Origin of the sequence: Sulfitobacter sp. HGT1, assembly GCF_013282155.1 — a bacterium.
GTDB lineage: Bacteria > Pseudomonadota > Alphaproteobacteria > Rhodobacterales > Rhodobacteraceae > Sulfitobacter.
In genome coordinates this window covers 318,360-336,379 of record NZ_BLWI01000008.1, presented here as the reverse complement: position 1 = coordinate 336,379, position 18,020 = coordinate 318,360, and the positions used below count along the sequence as shown (strand labels likewise).

23 protein-coding genes are annotated in these 18,020 nt (G+C 57.2%); all 23 read left to right on the top strand.

The annotated features are described in order from the left end of the window. The first annotated feature begins 26 nt into the window (after nt 1–26). The gene (locus HGT1_RS07890; protein ID WP_176249378.1) at nt 27–392 is read left to right on the top strand and encodes an NADH-quinone oxidoreductase subunit A; all 366 of its coding nucleotides are present in this window, start codon (nt 27–29) and stop codon (nt 390–392) included. Continuing rightward, a complete protein-coding gene (locus HGT1_RS07885) occupies nt 383–919 on the top strand; it encodes an NADH-quinone oxidoreductase subunit B family protein (protein WP_176249377.1) in 537 nt (178 codons plus the stop codon). Before HGT1_RS07890 ends, HGT1_RS07885 begins: the two co-directional genes overlap by 10 nt. A 9-nt stretch (nt 920–928) precedes the next feature. Then, nucleotides 929–1,534 carry an NADH-quinone oxidoreductase subunit C gene (locus tag HGT1_RS07880; protein ID WP_176249376.1) on the top strand — a complete coding sequence of 202 codons (606 nt, stop codon included), beginning with the start codon at nt 929–931 and terminating at the stop codon, nt 1,532–1,534. After that, nucleotides 1,531–1,707 (top strand): hypothetical protein, encoded by a 177-nt coding sequence (locus tag HGT1_RS07875; protein ID WP_176249072.1) that lies wholly within the window; start codon nt 1,531–1,533, stop codon nt 1,705–1,707. The genes HGT1_RS07880 and HGT1_RS07875 overlap by 4 nt, the downstream gene beginning before the upstream one ends. Beyond that, nucleotides 1,707–2,930, top strand: a complete 1,224-nt coding sequence (locus tag HGT1_RS07870; protein WP_176249733.1) for an NADH-quinone oxidoreductase subunit D — start codon at nt 1,707–1,709, stop codon at nt 2,928–2,930. Before HGT1_RS07875 ends, HGT1_RS07870 begins: the two co-directional genes overlap by 1 nt. Before the next feature lie 81 nt (nt 2,931–3,011). Then, on the top strand, nt 3,012–4,277 hold the full coding sequence (locus HGT1_RS07865; protein WP_176249375.1) for an NADH-quinone oxidoreductase subunit E: 1,266 nt from the start codon (nt 3,012–3,014) through the stop codon (nt 4,275–4,277). A 33-nt stretch (nt 4,278–4,310) separates the two neighbouring features. Next, complete coding sequence (locus HGT1_RS07860; RefSeq protein WP_176249374.1) at nt 4,311–5,282, top strand: endonuclease; 972 nt, start codon at nt 4,311–4,313, stop codon at nt 5,280–5,282. A gap of 22 nt (nt 5,283–5,304) precedes the next feature. Further along, nucleotides 5,305–5,532, top strand: coding sequence for a DUF5337 domain-containing protein (locus tag HGT1_RS07855; RefSeq protein ID WP_176249373.1), 228 nt, complete (start codon nt 5,305–5,307; stop codon nt 5,530–5,532). A 73-nt stretch (nt 5,533–5,605) separates the two neighbouring features. Next, nucleotides 5,606–6,901 carry an NADH-quinone oxidoreductase subunit NuoF gene (nuoF, locus tag HGT1_RS07850; protein WP_176249372.1) on the top strand — a complete coding sequence of 432 codons (1,296 nt, stop codon included), beginning with the start codon at nt 5,606–5,608 and terminating at the stop codon, nt 6,899–6,901. 2 nt (nt 6,902–6,903) lie between these two features. Then, on the top strand, nt 6,904–7,311 hold the full coding sequence (locus HGT1_RS07845; RefSeq protein ID WP_176249371.1) for an MAPEG family protein: 408 nt from the start codon (nt 6,904–6,906) through the stop codon (nt 7,309–7,311). Between the two features lie 40 nt (nt 7,312–7,351). Further along, nucleotides 7,352–7,588, top strand: coding sequence for a hypothetical protein (locus HGT1_RS07840; RefSeq protein ID WP_176249370.1), 237 nt, complete (start codon nt 7,352–7,354; stop codon nt 7,586–7,588). Continuing rightward, complete coding sequence (locus HGT1_RS07835) at nt 7,588–8,082, top strand: DUF3291 domain-containing protein (RefSeq protein WP_176249369.1); 495 nt, start codon at nt 7,588–7,590, stop codon at nt 8,080–8,082. The genes HGT1_RS07840 and HGT1_RS07835 overlap by 1 nt, the downstream gene beginning before the upstream one ends. Before the next feature lie 4 nt (nt 8,083–8,086). Then, entirely contained in the window at nt 8,087–8,413 is a 327-nt protein-coding gene (locus HGT1_RS07830) for a hypothetical protein (protein ID WP_255200135.1), read from the top strand. 115 nt (nt 8,414–8,528) lie between these two features. Further along, nucleotides 8,529–8,930 (top strand): DUF5333 domain-containing protein, encoded by a 402-nt coding sequence (locus tag HGT1_RS07825; protein ID WP_176249368.1) that lies wholly within the window; start codon nt 8,529–8,531, stop codon nt 8,928–8,930. A 4-nt stretch (nt 8,931–8,934) separates the two neighbouring features. Further along, the gene (gene nuoG / locus HGT1_RS07820; RefSeq protein WP_176249367.1) at nt 8,935–10,950 is read left to right on the top strand and encodes an NADH-quinone oxidoreductase subunit NuoG; all 2,016 of its coding nucleotides are present in this window, start codon (nt 8,935–8,937) and stop codon (nt 10,948–10,950) included. 14 nt (nt 10,951–10,964) lie between these two features. Further along, the gene (locus tag HGT1_RS07815; protein WP_176249731.1) at nt 10,965–11,333 is read left to right on the top strand and encodes a hypothetical protein; all 369 of its coding nucleotides are present in this window, start codon (nt 10,965–10,967) and stop codon (nt 11,331–11,333) included. 6 nt (nt 11,334–11,339) lie between these two features. Continuing rightward, nucleotides 11,340–12,380, top strand: coding sequence for an NADH-quinone oxidoreductase subunit NuoH (gene nuoH / locus HGT1_RS07810; RefSeq protein ID WP_176249366.1), 1,041 nt, complete (start codon nt 11,340–11,342; stop codon nt 12,378–12,380). A 4-nt stretch (nt 12,381–12,384) separates the two neighbouring features. After that, nucleotides 12,385–12,873, top strand: coding sequence for an NADH-quinone oxidoreductase subunit NuoI (nuoI, locus tag HGT1_RS07805; RefSeq protein ID WP_176249365.1), 489 nt, complete (start codon nt 12,385–12,387; stop codon nt 12,871–12,873). Further along, a complete protein-coding gene (locus HGT1_RS07800) occupies nt 12,870–13,271 on the top strand; it encodes a carboxymuconolactone decarboxylase family protein (RefSeq protein ID WP_176249364.1) in 402 nt (133 codons plus the stop codon). The genes nuoI and HGT1_RS07800 overlap by 4 nt, the downstream gene beginning before the upstream one ends. Beyond that, the gene (locus HGT1_RS07795; protein ID WP_176249363.1) at nt 13,268–13,870 is read left to right on the top strand and encodes an NADH-quinone oxidoreductase subunit J; all 603 of its coding nucleotides are present in this window, start codon (nt 13,268–13,270) and stop codon (nt 13,868–13,870) included. The genes HGT1_RS07800 and HGT1_RS07795 overlap by 4 nt, the downstream gene beginning before the upstream one ends. A 178-nt stretch (nt 13,871–14,048) precedes the next feature. Next, the gene (gene nuoK / locus HGT1_RS07790; protein ID WP_176249362.1) at nt 14,049–14,354 is read left to right on the top strand and encodes an NADH-quinone oxidoreductase subunit NuoK; all 306 of its coding nucleotides are present in this window, start codon (nt 14,049–14,051) and stop codon (nt 14,352–14,354) included. A 4-nt stretch (nt 14,355–14,358) separates the two neighbouring features. Continuing rightward, a complete protein-coding gene (nuoL, locus tag HGT1_RS07785) occupies nt 14,359–16,461 on the top strand; it encodes an NADH-quinone oxidoreductase subunit L (protein WP_176249361.1) in 2,103 nt (700 codons plus the stop codon). Continuing rightward, entirely contained in the window at nt 16,461–18,017 is a 1,557-nt protein-coding gene (locus HGT1_RS07780; protein ID WP_176249360.1) for an NADH-quinone oxidoreductase subunit M, read from the top strand. Before nuoL ends, HGT1_RS07780 begins: the two co-directional genes overlap by 1 nt. The last annotated feature ends 3 nt before the right edge of the window (nt 18,018–18,020 follow it).

Here is an 18,020-nt window from a genome sequence, read left to right as displayed (position 1 = left end):
CGCCAGATACGCAAAGGAGCTTCCCCTTGGACGAGATGATGCGGGAATACCTGCCGATCCTTATTTTCTTGGCTGTTGCCATTGGCCTTGGCCTTGTTTTGATATTGGCCGCCGTGGTCATTGCGGTGCGTAATCCGGACCCTGAAAAAGTGTCGGCCTACGAATGTGGCTTTAACGCATTTGACGATGCACGGATGAAATTCGACGTACGGTTCTATCTTGTGTCGATTCTTTTCATTATTTTTGACCTCGAAATTGCATTTCTCTTTCCCTGGGCCGTCGCCTTTCAGGATGTGAGCATGGCCGGTTTCTGGTCGATGATGGTTTTCTTGGCCGTGCTGACCGCCGGTTTTGCGTATGAATGGAAAAAGGGAGCTTTGGAATGGCAGTAGCAGCCGCCGGGGCCTATTCGGCCGGGATGGACCGCGATGTGGCCACCCAAAACCTGAACAAGGAACTGCAGGACAAAGGGTTCTTGCTGACCTCGACCGAAGACCTGATCAACTGGGCGCGCACCGGTTCGCTGCACTGGATGACCTTTGGTCTGGCCTGTTGCGCGGTCGAAATGATGCACACCTCGATGCCGCGCTATGACCTTGAACGGTTCGGCACAGCCCCGCGCGCATCCCCGCGCCAGTCCGATCTGATGATCGTGGCCGGTACGCTGACCAACAAGATGGCACCCGCCCTGCGCAAGGTCTATGACCAGATGCCCGAGCCACGCTATGTGATCTCGATGGGGTCTTGTGCCAATGGCGGCGGGTATTACCACTACAGCTATTCCGTGGTGCGCGGCTGTGACCGGATCGTGCCCGTTGACGTTTATGTACCCGGCTGCCCGCCCACGGCAGAGGCGCTGTTGTACGGTATCATGCAATTGCAGCGCAAAATGCGCCGCACCGGCACAATTGTTCGCTAAGGGGCTGATATGTCAGAACAACTGAACGAACTTGGCGCTTACATCGAAGCGAAACGCCCTGACTGCATCCTGGGTTGGGACATCTCCTTTGGCGAGCTGAACATGGACGTGACCCAGGCGAATTTGCCGGGTCTCGTGGAATTCATCAAAGGTGACGCAACCTGCCGCTTTACCTCGCTGGTTGATATCACGGCTGTGGATTACCCCGGGCGGGCCAAGCGGTTCGACGTGATCTACCACTTTTTGTCGATGTTCCAGAACCAGCGCATCCGCCTGCGGGTCGCCGCCCGCGAGGAAGACATGGTGCCGTCGATCGTCGACATCCACCCCTCCGCCAACTGGTTCGAGCGTGAAGTGTTCGACATGTTCGGCATCCTGTTCGCAGGCCACCCGGATTTGCGCCGCTTGCTGACCGACTATGGTTTCCGCGGCCACCCGCTGCGCAAGGATTTCCCGACCACCGGCTATACCGAAGTCCGCTATGACGAGGTCGAAAAGCGCGTTGTTTATGAACCCGTGTCGCTGGTTCAGGAATACCGCCAGTTCGATTTCATGTCGCCCTGGGAAGGTGCCGAATACATTCTTCCCGGCGACGAAAAGCCGGAGGCGAAGTGATGGGAGGCATCTGGTGGTTTGTTCTTTCAGCCCTCACAATCATCCCGATGGTGCGGCTTTTGCCGTTCTTCGGGATCAACAAATACTGGGCTGCGGCCTGCGTCGTCCCCTTTGGCGTGATCGCCTTGCTGTGGTGGATGGGCGTCAAACTGGCCGAGTTGGAGCGTAAATGATGGACGGTACCAAAGGTTTCGAAGACGCCCTGACAGGCGAACAGAAAATCCGCAATTTCAACATCAACTTTGGCCCGCAGCACCCTGCGGCCCACGGCGTTTTGCGTCTGGTGCTTGAACTGGACGGCGAGATCGTCGAACGGTGCGACCCGCATATCGGCCTGCTGCACCGTGGCACCGAAAAGCTGATGGAAAGCCGCACCTATCTGCAAAACCTCCCGTATTTCGACCGGCTCGATTACGTGGCCCCGATGAACCAGGAACATGCCTGGTGTCTGGCGATTGAAAAGCTGACCGGCGTTGTCGTGCCGCGCCGCGCTTCGCTGATCCGCGTGCTTTATTCCGAAATCGGCCGCATCCTGTCGCACCTGCTGAACGTCACGACGCAGGCGATGGACGTCGGTGCGTTGACCCCGCCGCTTTGGGGCTTTGAGGAACGCGAAGATCTGATGATCTTTTATGAACGCGCTTGCGGTGCCCGTCTGCACGCGGCCTATTTCCGCCCCGGCGGTGTGCATCAGGATCTGCCACCGGCCTTGCTGGACGATATCGAAACCTGGTCGCATAAATTCCTGTCCGGCTTCATGGTCGACATCGACGAATTGCTGACTGAAAACCGCATTTTCAAACAGCGCAATGTCGATATCGGTGTTGTCAGCACCCAAGACATCCAGGATTGGGGTTTTTCGGGCGTGATGGTGCGCGGGTCTGGCATGGCCTGGGATTTGCGCCGCGCGCAGCCCTATGAATGCTATGACGAATTCGACTTCCAGATCCCGACGGGCGTGAATGGCGACTGCTATGACCGCTACCTTGTCCGCATGGAAGAAATGCGCCAGTCGACCTACATCATCCAGCAGGCCATCGCGAAACTGCGCGCACCCGAAGGGCAGGGCGATGTGCTGGCACGTGGCAAGATCACACCGCCCAGCCGCTCCGCGATGAAGACCGACATGGAAAGCCTGATCCACCACTTCAAGCTGTACACCGAAGGGTTCCACGTTCCCGCCGGCGAAGTCTATTGCGCGGTCGAAGCGCCCAAGGGCGAATTCGGCGTGTATCTTGTCGCTGACGGTACCAATAAACCCTACCGCGCCAAATTGCGCGCGCCGGGCTATCTGCATCTGCAAGCCATGGATTATCTGGCCAAAGGCCACCAGCTGGCGGATGTCGCGGCCATCATCGGTACCATGGACATCGTCTTTGGCGAGGTCGACCGTTGAGCCTGCCCGCCGTTTTCATTTTGCAAAATAAACTCCCGCCGGAGGCACCTGCCGTCTCTGCCAGAACGAAAGCCTGATCTGATGCTGCGCCGTCTACACCCTGACCAACCGACAAGCTTTGCCTTTACCCCCGACAACCAGGTATGGGCCGAAGCGCAGATCACCAAATACCCCGAAGGCCGTCAGGCCAGCGCGATCATCCCGCTGTTGTGGCGTGCGCAGGAACAGGAGGGCTGGCTCAGCCGCCCTGCAATCGAACATGTGTCCGACATGCTGGGGCTGGCCTATATCCGTGGTCTCGAAGTTGCGACATTCTATTTCATGTTCCAGCTTCAGCCCGTGGGCGAAGTCGCGCATTTCCAGATTTGTGGCACCACATCCTGCATGATCTGCGGTGCCGAAGACCTGATCGCGGTCTGCAAGGAAAAGATCGCTGCCAAGCCCCATGAAATCAGCGCTGATGGCAAGTTTTCGTGGGAAGAGGTCGAATGTCTCGGAGCCTGTTCCAACGCACCCATGGCCCAGATCGGCAAGGATTATTACGAGGATCTGACCACCGAGGGTTTCTCGGCGATGATCGACGATATGGCAGCGGGCAAAGTGCCGGTTCCCGGTCCCCAGAACGGCCGCTATGCGTCCGAGCCTTTGTCCGGTTTGACCAGCCTCACGGATCACGACAGCGGCAAGACGCAATATAACGCCAGCGTCCAGTTGGCGGTTGATATTGGCGATACGTTGAAACGGATCGACGGGACAGAAGTGCCGTTTTCCGCCCCTTGGCAGGGCAAGGATGCCGGCAAGACATCCGGCAAACCCGCGAAATACGACGACCTGATGCCGCCGGCTGGGCCCGATGGTGCCCAAGGCGGGCGCACCGCAGCAGAGCAAGCCGCGCCGCGCAATGTCGGTGACAGTTCCGACAAAAAATCCGAAGCCCCCGGCGAAGCCAAAGGTGTCAAAGCCGTCGGCAAACCGGCACAGGGCAGCGTTGCCCCGGCGCCGAAAACACCCAAAGCCAAGCCTGCCGTGGCCGAAAATAACGCCCAAGCAGGGGGTACGAAACCTGCGATGCTTGATGCGCCACGGGGTGGGGCTGCGGATGATCTGAAGCTGATCAAGGGCATCGGACCAAAGCTTGAAAAGATGGTTAACTCATTGGGTTTCTTCCATTTTGACCAGGTCGCCAACTGGACAGCAGATGAACTGGCTTGGGTCGATCAGAACCTTGCCGGCTTCAAGGGCCGCGCGACCCGCGACGCTTGGGTTGATCAGGCCAAAAAGCTGGCCGCAGGCGAGGAAACAGAATTCTCGTCCCGCGCCAAAAAAGATGATATCTATAAGGCATAATAGATCATCTTGAATGGCAACAAAGGGACGGACATGACAAATTTGACAGAAAAAGAACAGTGTAAACGTGGGTGCACCTGGTGGGGGGCCGGTATCGGCCTTGGTGCCGCTCTTTTGTTTTGGGCGATCTTTGGCTGGGGTTTTTTCCTGTCCGTTATCCTTGGTATCGTTTTCGGTGTGGTGGCTTTTTTCGTTCTGTCAAACATCTGGTGTGACAAGATTTCCGATGCGCCTGTTGCGTCTGCCGCAGCGCCATCTTCCGCCGCATCTTCTGGCGCTGCTGCGACCGCTTCGGCGACAGCGGCCCCCGAAGCGCCTGTTGCGTCTGCCGCACCTGCCGCGCAGGCTTCTGCCGATGTTGCGCCCGCCCCATCCGAGGCCGCTGCAAGCGCCCTCGATGCTTCTGCCGCCGCACCTGAAAAGGCGGCATTTTCCGGGATGAAGCCCAGCACGCCTTTGAAGGGCCAGCAAGAACTGGCCGCGCGCAAGGGTACCTATAAATACGAAGCGCCCAAGGCCGAAAAAGCCCCGGCGAAAAAGACCGCAGCCCCCAAGAAGGCCGTGGCCTCTGGGAAAGCCGTAGCTGCTGCGCCCGAAAAGGCGGCTCCGGTCAAGAAAACCGCAGCCCCCAAGAAAGCCGCAGCACCCAAGCAAAAAACCGCGCCGAAGAAAACAGCCGCCGCGCCAGTTGCGCCTGCGGCGTTTGTGGATGTCCCTGCCGACACGGTTCAAAGCCAGCCCGAAACCCTGACCCAGGCGCGGGCAGGTGGGGCGGATGACCTCAAGCGTATCAGCGGTGTGGGCCCCAAGCTGGAACAGACCCTGAACGAGTTGGGGTTCTATCACTTTGACCAGATCGCCAATTGGGGCGCGCAGGAAATTGCATGGGTTGACGCGCGGGTTCGCTTTAAGGGCCGCATCGCGCGTGACAACTGGATGGAGCAGGCAAAAATTCTGGCTGCTGGCGGCGAGACCGAATTCTCTGCCCGCACCAAGAAAACCTGAAGCCTGACGTGGTGCCTGACAGATGACCGAAGAAGAAAACATCGCACTCGCCCGCAAGGGCCGGATGGTGGCGTTGGTCATCGCAGGCACCATGTTGCTTTGGATTGCCCTGCAGTGGCTTGCGCCGCAGTTCGGGTTGCCGGGGCGCTATGCCTTGTTGTTTGACTTTGCTGCCTTGGGTGCCTTGATCTGGGCGATGGTTAATATCTATCAGATGCGCAAGGCCCGCGCGGCAAGCCGCAACGACTAAAAGAAAACGCGGTACGCCGCACAGGAATAGAACAGTAAGCGCAGCACTGCTGCGAGACATAAAGGGAAGCGACATGCTCCAGGATCAAGACCGCATCTTTACCAATATCTACGGTATGCACGACCGGACGCTGAAGGGCGCGCAGGCGCGTGGCCATTGGGATGGCACGGCGAATATCCTGAAGAACGGCCGCGAATGGATTATCGACCAGATGAAGGCGTCAGGCCTGCGCGGTCGGGGTGGTGCGGGTTTCCCGACCGGTCTGAAATGGTCTTTCATGCCCAAGGAAAGCGACGGCCGCCCCAGCTATCTGGTGGTGAACGCCGATGAATCCGAGCCCGGCACCTGTAAAGACCGCGAAATCATGCGCCACGATCCGCATACGCTGGTCGAAGGCTGTCTGATCGCCAGCTTCGCCATGCAGGCCAACGCCTGCTATATCTACATCCGCGGCGAATATATCCGCGAAAAAGAGGCGCTTCAGGCCGCGATTGACGAGGCCTATGATGCGGGTCTGGTGGGCAAGAACGCCTGCAAATCCGGCTATGATTTCGATATCTATCTGCACCACGGAGCAGGGGCCTATATCTGCGGCGAAGAAACCGCATTGCTGGAAAGCCTTGAGGGCAAAAAAGGCATGCCGCGCATGAAGCCGCCATTCCCTGCGGGTGCCGGTCTGTATGGCTGCCCGACCACGGTGAACAATGTGGAATCGATCGCCGTTGTGCCAACGATCCTGCGCCGCGGGCCCGAGTGGTTCTCGAGCTTTGGCCGCCCCAACAATGCGGGCACCAAGCTGTTTGCGATTTCCGGTCACGTCAACAACCCTTGCGTCGTCGAAGAAGCGATGAGCATCGGCTTTGAAGAACTGATCGAAAAGCATTGCGGCGGTATTCGCGGTGGCTGGGACAACCTCAAGGCCGTTATTCCGGGCGGGTCGTCTGTTCCGATGATCCCCGGCGCACAGATGCGCGACGCGATCATGGATTTCGATTACCTGCGCGAGCAGCGGTCGGGTCTGGGTACGGCTGCGGTTATCGTCATGGATAACTCTACCGACGTGATCAAGGCGATCTGGCGTTTGGCCAAATTCTACAAGCACGAAAGCTGTGGCCAGTGCACGCCGTGCCGTGAAGGCACCGGCTGGATGATGCGCGTGATGGACCGTCTGGTGACCGGCGATGCCGAACCCGAAGAAATCGACATGCTGCTGGACGTGACCAAGCAAGTTGAAGGCCACACGATCTGTGCCCTTGGCGATGCGGCAGCCTGGCCGATCCAAGGTCTGATCCGTCACTTCCGTGACGAAATCGAAGACCGTATCAAGCACAAGCGCACCGGCCGCGTCAGTGCCGTGGCGGCGGAATGATCATGGAAGCATTTGCCGCCTATAGCCATGCCATCGCATCCCTTGCCCTTTGGGCGCTGTTGATCAGCGTTTTGGGTGCCGCATCGACCCGTGGGCGTACCCCCGAAAACCGGTGCGACTGTGGCAAGCCCAAGCGGAATTACGACGATCCGTGGTACCGCAGTGAACGTGCGTTCATGAATGCCGTTGAAACCTCCGGCCCGTTTATCGCGACCACAGTTGCGGCAATTCTGATCGGTGCTTCGCCGTTCTGGGTCAACCTGTTTGCGTCGGTGTTTATTGTGGCACGTGCTGTAATGGCGTTTGTTCACATCCGCACAACCAATCAGGCGGCGCGGTCGCTGTGCTTTGGCATCGGATTGTTCTGCATTCTGGCACTGGTGATCATGACAGTGGTCGCGGCCTTTTAAAGGGGCTGCTGCCAGCGCTTGGCCGCAACAAGGAACGCGCATGGGATTTTTCCGCAATATCTGGGACGGTCTGCTAAGCCTTGCTGCGGCTTTGGTAACCCTCGCGGTTTTTGCGACACCCGTTTGGGCGACGCATCTGGCGATATCGGCCAAGGTCGTGCCGGTGTGGACCTATGCGGCGCTGGTGGGGTTGATCTATATCGGCGGCAATCTGGCCATCGCCTTTCTGCGCAAAGCGCTGGATGGCGTGGCCCCCTTGCGTGATCGGAGACGGTGATGGACGACATGCATCTGGCCGAGCTGAACGTCGGGCGGCTTTTGGCCCCAACAGGTGACCCGCGTGTCGCCGAATTTATGGACAACCTTGACCGGATCAATGGCATGGGCAAGCGGATGCCCGGCTTTGTCTGGATGATGGAAGGGTCGGGCGAACCGGGGACGGGCAACACCGATGCCAAGATCGACGGCGACCCGCAGCATGTTTCAAACCTGACGGTCTGGGAAGACGTTGAAACCCTTGAACAATTCGTCTGGGGGACCATTCACAAACAGTTCTATGCGCGGCGTCGTGAATGGTTTGAAGTCTTGGATAAAATGCATTTTGTGATGTGGTGGGTCCCAAAAGGCCATCGCCCCACTTTGGAAGAAGCACTGGCGCGACTGGACCATTTGCGCGAAAACGGCGACAGTGACCATGCGTTTGGCTGGGCGCATCTGAAACAGGCAACGCGCTGGCGCAGCGACGGGTGCCAAGCCACAGCGGCGGAGTAAAACTATGAAGTTTATTGTTTGTGCATTTATGGCCACGGTGGCCTTGGCGGGCTGCACGTCCCAAGAGGACCGGATCGCCTTTGATGGCAAGTTTTTCAAGACCAAGATCAGCAAGGTTGATGGCCAACGTGACGTGTTCACGCTGGTGGTCAAGAACGCGTCGCAGTCGATTGACGGTGCCCGCGAGGCCGCGCGTTACGAGGCGACGGTATATTGCGTGAACACCTATGGCAGTTCCGATATCATGTGGGTTGTGGGGCCTGATACGCCTTCGGAAAATTTGCAGCTCGTTGGGGATAGTTTGACCTTTTCTGGGTCTTGCCCTTCGTGATGGTTTGCGCGACACACGGCATGCAAATGGCTGATTTCGGGATGTTATTGCATAACAACCATGTCGGTTCCCATATGCAGACGGGGCATTCCGCCCCCTGCATGAGGAGAGTAAGATGCGTAACGTATTGATTGCTGTGGTGTCTGTGGCGCTGCTGGCCAGCCCTGTCGCTGCGAAGTCACCGCTGCGTGATGTGGCGGCTGTAGATGGCGCGTTGCTGGATTTGGGACTGGCCGACAAGATTCGCAAGGAATGCCCCGATATTTCCGCCCGCATGATCCGCGCCATCAGTTATTTGAACAATATCCAGCAAACCGCGCGGTCTTTGGGGTATACAGATGCCGAAATTGACGCCTACCGCAAAAGCCCCGAAGAAAAAGCGCGCATGAAAGCCCGTGGTGCTGCATATTTAGAGGCAAATGGGGTCGATACTTCCGATCCACAAAGCTATTGTACGTTAGGCCGCGCAGAAATCCAAAAATCGAGCCGTATAGGTTCGTTACTGAGAGCGAAGTAAGCATATGAGCGATATCCGCAAGATCATCATTGACGGTAAAGAAGTCGAAGTCGAAGGGGCAATGACGCTTATTCAGGCGTGCGAGGAAGCGGGCGTGGAAATTCCACGTTTCTGCTACCACGAACGTCTGTCGATTGCGGGCAATTGCCGGATGTGTCTTGTCGAAGTTGTCGGCGGTCCGCCCAAGCCAGCCGCGTCTTGCGCGATGCAGGTGCGCGATTTGCGCCCCGGCCCCGAAGGCCAGGCACCGGTTGTCAAAACCAATTCGCCCATGGTTAAAAAGGCCCGCGAGGGCGTGATGGAATTCCTGCTGATCAACCACCCGCTGGATTGCCCGATTTGCGATCAGGGCGGCGAGTGTGACTTGCAGGATCAGGCGATGGCATATGGCGTTGATTTCAGCCGTTACCGTGAGCCCAAGCGCGCGACCGAAGATCTTGATCTGGGGCCACTGGTTGAAACCCACATGACGCGCTGCATTTCCTGCACCCGTTGCGTTCGTTTCACCACAGAAGTTGCCGGCATTCACCAGATGGGCCAGACGGGCCGTGGGGAAGACGCCGAGATCACAGCCTATCTGGGGCAGACGCTTGATTCGAACCTTCAGGGCAACATCATCGATCTGTGCCCTGTTGGTGCATTGGTGTCGAAGCCATATGCCTTTACCGCGCGCCCTTGGGAATTGTCCAAAACCGAATCCATTGACGTGATGGATGCGCTTGGGTCCAACATCCGTGTTGATACCAAAGGCCGCGAAGTCATGCGCATGTTGCCACGCAACCATGACGGCGTGAACGAAGAATGGATTTCCGACAAAACCCGTTTCGTCTGGGACGGCCTGCGCCGCCAGCGTCTGGATACACCTTACATCCGTGAAAACGGCAAGCTGCGCAAAGCCGAATGGCCCGAAGCGCTGGCCGCTGTCGCCACCGCGATGAAGGGCAAGAAAGTTGCCGGTCTGATCGGTGATCTGGTTCCGGTCGAGGCTGCATTCGCCTTGAAGCAGATGATCGAAGGGCAGGGCGGCGTCGTTGAATGCCGCACCGATGGTGCAAAGCTGCCAGCGGGCAACCGGTCCGGCTATGTCGGGACGGCGGCGGTCGAGGATATCGACACGGCCCAAGCGATCATGCTGATCGGTACGAACCCCGCGATCGAAGCACCTGTTCTGAACGCGCGCATTCGCAAGGCGTGGTCACGCGGTGCCAATATCGGTCACGTCGGCCCTGCTGCCGATCTGACCTATGAACATGCGCATTTGGGCGATGGCCCATCGGTTCTGGCCGATCTGCTCAAGCGCGACCACACCGAGGTGGCGGACAAGCCGTCCTTGGTCATTGTCGGCATGGGCGCATTGGCCCGCGAAGACGGTGCCGCGGTTCTGGCCGCAGCGATGGCCTTGGCCGAAGCAACGAAATCGGGCTTTATGGTGCTGCACACTGCGGCGTCCCGTGTGGGCGCAATGGATATCGGCGCTGTCACCGACGGTGGCGTTGGTGATGTCGTGGCTGCCGATGTTGTCTATAATCTTGGCGCGGACGAGGGTGACATCCCTGCCGGACCATTCGTGATTTACCAAGGCTCGCACGGGGATCGCGGCGCACATCGTGCCGATATCATCCTGCCCGGTGCCGCCTATACCGAAGAAGCAGGCCTGTTTGTGAACACGGAAGGACGGCCCCAACTGGCGGCTCGTGCCAGCTTTGCACCCGGTCAGGCCAAGGAAAACTGGGCCATCCTGCGTGCGCTAAGCGCCGAATTGGGGGCCACGCTTCCGTTCGATTCGCTGGCCGCCTTGCGCAAGGCATTGGTTGCCGAGGTTCCGCATCTGGGGAACGTCGATCAGGTTGCTGAAAACGACTGGCAAGCTGTGGCACAGGGCAAAATGGCGGATGCGGCGTTCCAGCCTGCGATCGCTGATTTCTACCTGTCCAACCCCATCGCGCGGGCCAGCCAGTTGATGGCAGAGCTTTCGGCAAATGCCAAAGCCCGCCGCGAAGCGCCTTTGGCGGCAGAGTGAGGGTTTTGGGGATGATGATACTCCCTGCATTTATGGCCGCCTGCGAAGCGCAGGTGCCCATGGCAGAGGATTTTATCCCTGATTATCAAGGCGTGGAGACCAAGTTGCTTGACGGCGATCTGGTTCAGTTCAACGTGGCAATGACCAAGGCGCGGTCAGCTGATAACGTGGCAGAATACGCGGAATGTGCGGCGGCGCGGTATACTTTGATCCGGGGCTTTGGATTTGCCCGTCACGTGCGCACAAATGTTGAGATCGTGGGTGGCGTCTGGCACGCAGATGCTGTTTACACCATCTCGCCAAGCCTGCCACGGGGCTTGAAGACAATTGATGCCGAAGTAACCGTGCAAAATTGCATGGAACGCGGCATACCGACGGTGTGAGGACCTATGGCTGACTTCTTTTTTAACACCACGCTGGGCATGATCCTGCTGATTATCGGGCAGATCCTTTTGATCGTCGTGCCTTTGCTTCTGGCGCTTGCCTTCCTTATGTATGCAGACCGCAAGATCTGGGCGAGCGTTCAGCTTCGTCGGGGTCCGAACGTGGTTGGTATATATGGTTTGCTGCAATCCTTTGCGGATTTCGGCAAATACATCGTCAAAGAGATCGTCGTGCCTGCGGGTGCGGACCGGCCCGTGTTCTTCCTGGCCCCGATGGTCAGTCTGGTCATGGCGCTGGTTGCCTGGGCGGTGATCCCGTTCAATGACGGTTGGGTGTTGTCCGACATCAACGTCGCGATCCTGTTCGTCTTCGCGGTTTCCTCTCTCGAGGTGTATGGCGTGATCATGGGCGGGTGGGCCTCGAACTCCAAATACCCCTTCTTGGGCAGCTTGCGCTCTGCCGCGCAGATGATCTCTTACGAGGTGTCGATCGGCTTGATCATCATCGGTGTGATCATTTCCACCGGATCGATGAACTTTAGCGGCATCGTTGCAGCACAAGACAGCGACTATGGCTTGCTAAGCTGGTACTGGTTGCCGCACTTCCCGATGTTGATCCTGTTCTTTATCAGTGCCTTGGCTGAAACAAACCGCCCTCCATTCGATCTGCCCGAAGCGGAATCGGAATTGGTTGCCGGCTATCAGGTTGAATATTCATCCACCCCGTTCCTGCTGTTCATGATCGGCGAACTGGTTGCCGTCGTGTTGATGTGCGCGCTGATCTCGCTGATGTTCTTTGGCGGTTGGTTGTCCCCGATCCCGGGCCTGCCTGATGGCATCTTCTGGATGGTCGCCAAAATGGGTCTGGTGTTCTTCTTCTTCTCCTTGGTCAAGGCGATCACACCACGCTACCGCTATGACCAGTTGATGCGCTTGGGCTGGAAAGTCTTCCTTCCGTTCTCGTTGTTCTGGGTGGTTTTCGTTGCCTTTGCCGCAAAATTCGAATGGTTCTGGGGTGTTTACGCACGCTGGACAGTAGGGGGCTGATCCGATGACAGACTATACCCGTCACGCCAAATATTTCCTGTTGCAGGATTTCTATCACGGTCTGAAGCTGGGCATTAAGTATATGTTCAAGCCCAAGGCGACGATCAACTACCCGCATGAAAAGGGGCCTTTGTCCCCGCGTTTCCGCGGTGAACATGCCTTGCGCCGCTATGCAAACGGCGAAGAACGCTGCATCGCGTGTAAACTGTGCGAGGCCGTGTGCCCTGCGCAAGCGATCACGATCGACGCCGAACCCCGTGATGACGGCAGCCGCCGCACCACGCGCTATGACATCGACATGACGAAATGCATCTACTGCGGTTTCTGTCAGGAAGCCTGCCCGGTGGATGCGATTGTCGAGGGGCCGAATTTCGAATTCTCGACCGAGACCCGCGAAGAGCTGTATTACGACAAGGCCAAGTTGCTGGAAAACGGCGACCGTTGGGAAGCCGAAATTGCCCGCAACCTCGAGATGGATGCACCTTACAGATGACCAATCCCTCCAACCCTTTTGAAGAAATGATGCGTCAGATGCAGGATATGGCCAAGGCCTTTCCGGCGATGGATGCGTTTTCGCCAAAGGGGTTCGAGGCGATGATGGGCAAGATGCCCAAGGACATGATGGAAACGTTTTTTGGCAACACGCTGAATCCCGACGGGTTGGATGCCAAAACGCGGATGCTGCTGACGATTGCAGGTTTGACCATGCAAGGTGCCCAAAACGATATCGCGCTGAAACAGTCCGTGATCCACGCGATCGAGGCGGGCGCGCACAAGCAGCAAGTGATTGAGACGATTGGACAGATGGCGGTTTTTGCCGGTATCCCTGCCATGACCCGTGCAATGCAGATTGCGCAGGGCGTGTTGGATGACAAGGAAGGTGACGCATGAGCGTTTTTGCATTTTATCTTTTTGCGATCAGCGTGATTGCAGGCGGGCTTTTTACCGTCATCAGCCGTAACCCGGTGCATTCGGTGTTGTGGCTGATCCTGGCATTCCTGAGTGCCGCCGGTCTGTTCGTGATGCTGAACGCCGAATTCGTGGCGATGCTGCTGATCATCGTCTATGTGGGCGCGGTTGCGGTGTTGTTCTTGTTCGTTGTGATGATGCTGGACGTCGATTTCACCGAGCTGAAGGCCGAGATGGCGCGCTATATGCCGTTGGGGCTGCTGATCGGATTGATCGTTTTGATGCAATTCGTGATGGCTTTTGGCGCATGGGATGCAAATGCCGCTGCCGAAGGGCTGCGCACGCAGGTGGTCACGGACGAGGTGCAGAACACGGCTGCCTTGGGCCTGATCCTGTATGACGAATATTTCCTGCTGTTCCAGCTTGCGGGTCTGATCCTGCTGGTTGCGATGATCGGGGCGATTGTCCTAACGCTGCGCCATCGTGGCGATGTGAAACGCCAGGACGTGGTGGCTCAGATGATGCGCGATCCGGCCAAGGCCATGAAATTGAATGATGTGAAACCGGGGCAGGGTCTGTAAAGACCTGCCCGAACAAGGATGTGAGCCATGTCGCGAAATACCATTGTGGTACTGGTTTTCGTGCTGATCGTTGTCTTTGGCGGCTATAACATCATCGGATAACGACGGGATCGGGGTGGAAACCTTGACCGCCAAGAACTAAAGAACGCCCGAAACGGGCAAAGAACCGAGGGACGACATGATCGGAATTGAACATTACCTGACAGTGGCGGCGACGCTTTTTGTCATTGGCATTTTCGGGCTATTCCTGAACCGCAAGAACATCATCATCATGTTGATGTCGATCGAGCTTATGCTCTTGGCGGTGAATATTAACTTCGTCGCTTTCTCGCATTTCCTGGGCGATATGGTGGGGCAGGTCTTTACCTTGTTCGTTCTGACTGTTGCTGCTGCGGAAGCGGCGATCGGTCTGGCCATTCTGGTCTGCTTTAACCGCAACCGAGGTTCGATTGCTGTTGAAGATGTCAACGTGATGAAGGGCTAAGATCATGGAAAGCATCATTCTTTTCGCACCACTTGTGGGTGCATTGATCACGGGTTTTGGCTGGAAACTGATCGGCGAAAAGCCGGCACAGTGGTTCGCTACGGCGATGTTGTTTCTGGCGGCTTTCCTAAGCTGGGTCGTCTTCCTGACCTTTGACGGTGTGACAGAGCATATCCAGCTGTTGCGCTGGATCGAAAGCGGCAGCCTGTCGACAGACTGGGCGATCCGCATGGACCGTTTGACGGCGATCATGCTGATCGTCATCACCACCGTGTCCAGCCTCGTGCACCTGTATTCCTTTGGCTACATGGCCCATGACGAGAATTTCAAAGACAACGAGCCCTACCGTGCCCGTTTCTTTGCCTATCTGTCGTTCTTCACCTTTGCGATGTTGATGCTGGTTACAGCCGATAACCTTGTTCAGATGTTCTTTGGCTGGGAAGGTGTGGGCGTTGCGTCATATCTGTTGATCGGTTTTTACTACAAAAAACCGTCGGCCAATGCCGCGGCGATCAAGGCTTTCGTGGTCAACCGTGTCGGTGACTTCGGGTTTGCGCTTGGGATCTTTGGCCTGTTCTACCTGACCGACAGCATCAAGTTCGACGATGTTTTCGCGGCGGCACCTGAACTGGCAAACACCACCTTGCATTTCTTGTGGGCTGACTGGAACGCGGCGAACCTGCTTGCCTTCCTTCTGTTTGTCGGTGCCATGGGTAAATCGGCGCAGCTGTTCTTGCACACATGGTTGCCGGACGCGATGGAAGGCCCGACCCCTGTGTCCGCCCTGATCCACGCCGCGACGATGGTGACTGCGGGTGTTTTCCTTGTCTGCCGTATGTCGCCCCTGATGGAATTCGCGCCCGAAGCGATGATGTTCGTGACCTTTATCGGTGCAACGACTGCGTTTTTCGCCGCGACTGTGGGTCTGGTTCAGACCGACATCAAACGCGTCATCGCCTATTCGACCTGTTCACAGCTTGGCTATATGTTCGTGGCTGCGGGCGTTGGCATGTATTCCGCCGCGATGTTCCACCTGCTGACCCACGCGTTCTTTAAGGCGATGCTGTTCCTTGGGGCAGGGTCCGTCATTCACGCGATGCATCACGAGCAGGACATGAACAACTATGGCGGTCTGCGCAAAAAGATCCCTTATACGTTCTGGGCGATGATGATCGGCACGCTGGCCATCACCGGTGTCGGCATTCCGTTGACCCATTTCGGTTTCGCCGGCTTCCTGTCCAAGGATGCGATCATTGAAAGCGCTTGGGCCGGTGGCACATCCTATGCTTTCTGGATGTTGGTGATTGCTGCGGCGATGACCAGCTTCTACAGCTGGCGCCTGATGTTCCTGACCTTCTTTGGCAAGCCGCGCGGTGACAAACATACCCATGACCATGCGCATGAAAGCCCGATGGTCATGTTGATCCCGCTGGGTGTTCTTAGCCTTGGTGCGATCTTCTCGGGGATGGTGTTTTACAACAGCTTCTTTGGTCATGCCGAAGATATCGGCGAATTCTATGGTATCCCGATGGCCGAAATGGCTGCTGGTGGCGATGCCAAGGTTGAAGGTGCCGAAGACAGCCATGGTGCGGCCGCAACGGATGCAGGCCATGGCGATGACGCACACCACGGGCCCAGCTTTGCTGGTGCACCGGGCGAAGGTGCCTTGTTCTTTGGTCCCGATAACACCGTGCTTGACGATGCGCATGCAGCGCCTGCCTGGGTCAAGGTCAGCCCGTTCATCGCAATGTCGCTGGGTCTGATCATGGCGCTGTGGTTCTACATCTGGAACCCGACGCTGCCGGGCCGTTTGGCGGCAAACCAGCGTCCGCTTTACCTGTTCTTCCTGAACAAGTGGTATTTCGACGAGATTTATAACGTGATCTTCGTCAAACCGGCTTCTGCCATCGGTCGTTTCTTTTGGAAGCGCGGCGACGGGAATGTCATCGACGGGACGCTGAATGGCATCGCCATGGGCATTATTCCCTTCCTCACGCGGCTCGCGGGTCGTGCGCAATCTGGCTACATCTTTACCTACGCCTTCGCCATGGTGATCGGGATCGCGATCCTTGTGACATGGATGACGATGAGCGGGGGGGCAAACTAATGGATCATCACTTGCTTTCCATCATTACTTTCATGCCAAGCTTTGCGGCGCTGATCTTGGCCGTCTTCCTGCGCGGCGACGACGAAGCAGCGGCACGCAATGCAAAATGGCTGGCGTTGATTACAACAACTGTCACTTTCCTGATTTCACTGTTCATCCTGTTCGACTTTGACCCGTCCAACACCGGCTTCCAGTTTGTGGACGAAGCGACCTGGATCATGGGTCTGAAATACCGCATGGGCGTCGACGGGATTTCGATCCTGTTTGTGATGCTGACCACCTTCATGATGCCACTGGTGATCGCCGCCAGCTGGAACGTGACCACGCGGGTCAAGGAATACATGATCGCCTTCCTGCTGCTGGAAACGCTGATGCTGGGCGTGTTCATGGCGCTGGATATGGTGCTGTTCTATCTGTTCTTCGAAGCAGGCCTGATCCCGATGTTCCTGATCATCGGTATCTGGGGTGGCGCGAACCGGATTTACGCCAGCTTCAAGTTCTTCCTTTATACCTTCCTTGGCTCGGTTTTGATGCTGGTGGCCATGGTTGCGATGTATGCCGATGCGGGCACCACCTGTATTGGCGGCTGCGAAGTCAGCCTGCTGACCCATACCTTTGCCTCCGAGACATTCTCGATTGCCGGAATTACAGTGGTTGGCGGTTTGCAAACCATGCTGTTTTTGGCCTTCTTTGCCAGCTTTGCTGTCAAAATGCCGATGTGGCCCGTCCACACCTGGTTGCCTGATGCGCACGTTCAGGCCCCGACTGCGGGTTCTGTCGTCCTGGCGGCGATCCTGTTGAAAATGGGCGGCTACGGCTTCTTGCGGTTCTCGCTGCCGATGTTCCCTGTCGGGTCCGATGTGCTGGCACCGCTGGTGCTGTGGATGTCCGCCATTGCGATTGTCTATACCTCGCTGGTGGCGCTGGTGCAGGAAGACATGAAAAAGCTGATCGCCTATTCATCGGTGGCCCACATGGGTTTCGTGACAATGGGTATCTTTGCCTTCAACCAGCAAGGTCTGGACGGGGCGATTTTCCAGATGGTCAGCCACGGCTTTATCTCGGCTGCCTTGTTCCTCTGCGTTGGCGTGATCTATGACCGTATGCACACCCGCGAGATCGACGCCTATGGCGGTCTGGTCAACCGGATGCCTGCCTATGCGCTGGTGTTCATGTTCTTTACCATGGCGAACGTCGGCCTGCCGGGGACATCCGGTTTCGTGGGTGAATTCCTGACATTGATGGGGATTTTCCAGGTCAACACATGGGTGGCTGCGGTTGCGACGACCGGCGTTATCTTCTCGGCGGCCTATGCGCTGTGGCTGTACCGCCGCGTTGTGATGGGTGACCTGATCAAGGAAAGCCTGCGCACAATCACCGATATGACGACCCGTGAGCGTTGGATTTTCGCGCCGCTGATCGTCATGACTCTTCTTTTGGGTGTCTATCCGGCACTGGTCCTTGATATCATCGGACCATCGGTTTCCGCCCTTGTTGCTAGCTATGATACGGCCCTGGAGGCGGCAGGTGCCGCTGTCCAGATGGCCTCAGAATAAAGG

What these genes read in the sequence shown, in the direction of transcription:
- HGT1_RS07885 (WP_176249377.1), top strand. Translation starts at nt 383, where the DNA reads ATGGCAGTAGCAGCCGCCGGGGCCTATTCGGCCGGGATGGACCGCGAT.
- HGT1_RS07880 (WP_176249376.1), top strand. Translation starts at nt 929, where the DNA reads ATGTCAGAACAACTGAACGAACTTGGCGCTTACATCGAAGCGAAACGC.
- HGT1_RS07870 (WP_176249733.1), top strand. Translation starts at nt 1,707, where the DNA reads ATGGACGGTACCAAAGGTTTCGAAGACGCCCTGACAGGCGAACAGAAA.
- HGT1_RS07865 (WP_176249375.1), top strand. Translation starts at nt 3,012, where the DNA reads ATGCTGCGCCGTCTACACCCTGACCAACCGACAAGCTTTGCCTTTACC.
- HGT1_RS07860 (WP_176249374.1), top strand. Translation starts at nt 4,311, where the DNA reads ATGACAAATTTGACAGAAAAAGAACAGTGTAAACGTGGGTGCACCTGG.
- HGT1_RS07855 (WP_176249373.1), top strand. Translation starts at nt 5,305, where the DNA reads ATGACCGAAGAAGAAAACATCGCACTCGCCCGCAAGGGCCGGATGGTG.
- nuoF (WP_176249372.1), top strand. Translation starts at nt 5,606, where the DNA reads ATGCTCCAGGATCAAGACCGCATCTTTACCAATATCTACGGTATGCAC.
- HGT1_RS07845 (WP_176249371.1), top strand. Translation starts at nt 6,904, where the DNA reads ATGGAAGCATTTGCCGCCTATAGCCATGCCATCGCATCCCTTGCCCTT.
- HGT1_RS07840 (WP_176249370.1), top strand. Translation starts at nt 7,352, where the DNA reads ATGGGATTTTTCCGCAATATCTGGGACGGTCTGCTAAGCCTTGCTGCG.
- HGT1_RS07835 (WP_176249369.1), top strand. Translation starts at nt 7,588, where the DNA reads ATGGACGACATGCATCTGGCCGAGCTGAACGTCGGGCGGCTTTTGGCC.
- HGT1_RS07830 (WP_255200135.1), top strand. Translation starts at nt 8,087, where the DNA reads ATGAAGTTTATTGTTTGTGCATTTATGGCCACGGTGGCCTTGGCGGGC.
- HGT1_RS07825 (WP_176249368.1), top strand. Translation starts at nt 8,529, where the DNA reads ATGCGTAACGTATTGATTGCTGTGGTGTCTGTGGCGCTGCTGGCCAGC.
- nuoG (WP_176249367.1), top strand. Translation starts at nt 8,935, where the DNA reads ATGAGCGATATCCGCAAGATCATCATTGACGGTAAAGAAGTCGAAGTC.
- HGT1_RS07815 (WP_176249731.1), top strand. Translation starts at nt 10,965, where the DNA reads ATGATACTCCCTGCATTTATGGCCGCCTGCGAAGCGCAGGTGCCCATG.
- nuoH (WP_176249366.1), top strand. Translation starts at nt 11,340, where the DNA reads ATGGCTGACTTCTTTTTTAACACCACGCTGGGCATGATCCTGCTGATT.
- nuoI (WP_176249365.1), top strand. Translation starts at nt 12,385, where the DNA reads ATGACAGACTATACCCGTCACGCCAAATATTTCCTGTTGCAGGATTTC.
- HGT1_RS07800 (WP_176249364.1), top strand. Translation starts at nt 12,870, where the DNA reads ATGACCAATCCCTCCAACCCTTTTGAAGAAATGATGCGTCAGATGCAG.
- HGT1_RS07795 (WP_176249363.1), top strand. Translation starts at nt 13,268, where the DNA reads ATGAGCGTTTTTGCATTTTATCTTTTTGCGATCAGCGTGATTGCAGGC.
- nuoK (WP_176249362.1), top strand. Translation starts at nt 14,049, where the DNA reads ATGATCGGAATTGAACATTACCTGACAGTGGCGGCGACGCTTTTTGTC.
- nuoL (WP_176249361.1), top strand. Translation starts at nt 14,359, where the DNA reads ATGGAAAGCATCATTCTTTTCGCACCACTTGTGGGTGCATTGATCACG.
- HGT1_RS07780 (WP_176249360.1), top strand. Translation starts at nt 16,461, where the DNA reads ATGGATCATCACTTGCTTTCCATCATTACTTTCATGCCAAGCTTTGCG.